Here is a 1397-nt window from a genome sequence, read left to right as displayed (position 1 = left end):
CGACTTCGACGGATTCGCTTACACCGGCCAACCACCCACACCCACCCGCCCTCCTCGACGCCAAAAACGGCTACGCCTTCCTCCAAAACCCCAACATTAGCGAGACAATAGTGAAAAGCATCATTAAGTCCGCCCAACGACAGGTGGACTCCGCCGCTGAAGTCGGCGCGACGGTCACATGGATTGTGTCGACTAAAGCTGGCGCAGACGCGCTACGGCGCATCTTCCGCAATAAGGGCGTACAAGTCAATGTAGTCTTCCAGCCGTAAATTGGATAATAACACCAACAGTTTTCGAAAACAAAAGAAGAAGCTAGGATAATGAATCTAGATTTTACATATGCATATATCGACGCGTGGTGGGCGGCTCGAGGTGCCACTCCGGAATATGTAGCTACCCAGATTGCTAAAACTCTCGAGTCTATCACTGGCATCGAAAATCCTGACGCGCGGTGGACAACTTTTGAGCCGAACGAGGAGTGGCCCACAAAATTTAGCAATCAACTGGCGGTCGTAAAATCAAATGTTTTCCTTACTGATCCAGATTCAAACGGACATGTTGAGGCTCAACCCCATCGTGGTTACACGCTCAGTATGCACCCTCGAATTGAACCTACTAATTCCAGGATAATAAAGTCAATTGATTTCTGGGTGGGATCGGAAACTCGTGCAACATTAATGGTTTTCAATCGAGTTTCCATTGAATTTGAAAACTTTGGTAGATCGATCGACCAACAGTTACCCCTGAAATTTTTTGAATCATTAGCGTCGACCTGGCGTCCTGATTTTATTTCGTTGTCGACTGATGGAACGAGGGAGCTGGTGGATGCCTCGTTTACGAGTCCGCGTCCGGGGTTGGTGATGTGGTTTAGTGACCGGTTACCGTGTACGCCAGGCGTGAAGAGTTTGGGGTATCCACGCTTGGGTGAGGGGGTGTTGGTGGATCTTCGATCCCTGGTGGAAGACTCTGATGATCCAGTGGCATCCCTCACCAAGGTTTATGCGCAACTAGAAAATGTTGGGGCGTTCGATCCGATCCCGCCCATGTCGCCAATCAAGGACTAACCCTCACCTCATTCGCGAGTCTGTCGTTCCGGTCGCGGACTAGCAGCAGGCCACGATCGTGTGACATTGTTATCGCCAGTTTCGCAACCGGGCCGCACCTTCGAATCGTGTCGTTATCGTGACTGCCGTAAAGGGTGCGTGGTGGCAGTGAAGTGAGCATCGCCGTCGCACCTCACCACACATATCCGTCAGGGTTGTCGTGACACCTCAGCACCAACAAGAACGGCGTCTGTCATTGTCGGGTGATTCGTGCGGTGTCGTATGCGGGGAATAAGGCTCCACGGTGGGTGCGGATCACTGCTGGGCAGTCGGTGGAGATGGCCACCAATGTGG

2 protein-coding genes are annotated in these 1397 nt (G+C 51.9%); both read left to right on the top strand.

The window, feature by feature from the left end:
- A partial coding sequence (locus O148_RS18015) for a hypothetical protein (RefSeq protein WP_035746311.1) occupies nt 1-269 on the top strand: 269 nt, incomplete at its 5' end.
- Nucleotides 270-320: 51 nt separating this feature from the next.
- Entirely contained in the window at nt 321-1064 is a 744-nt protein-coding gene (locus O148_RS17865; RefSeq protein WP_157374649.1) for a hypothetical protein, read from the top strand.
- The last annotated feature ends 333 nt before the right edge of the window (nt 1065-1397 follow it).

The organism is Haematomicrobium sanguinis DSM 21259, assembly GCF_000688395.1.
Lineage (GTDB): Bacteria > Actinomycetota > Actinomycetes > Actinomycetales > Micrococcaceae > Haematomicrobium > Haematomicrobium sanguinis.
Note: the sequence above shows the minus strand (reverse complement) of the source record. Positions and strands in the feature narration are given on the sequence as shown.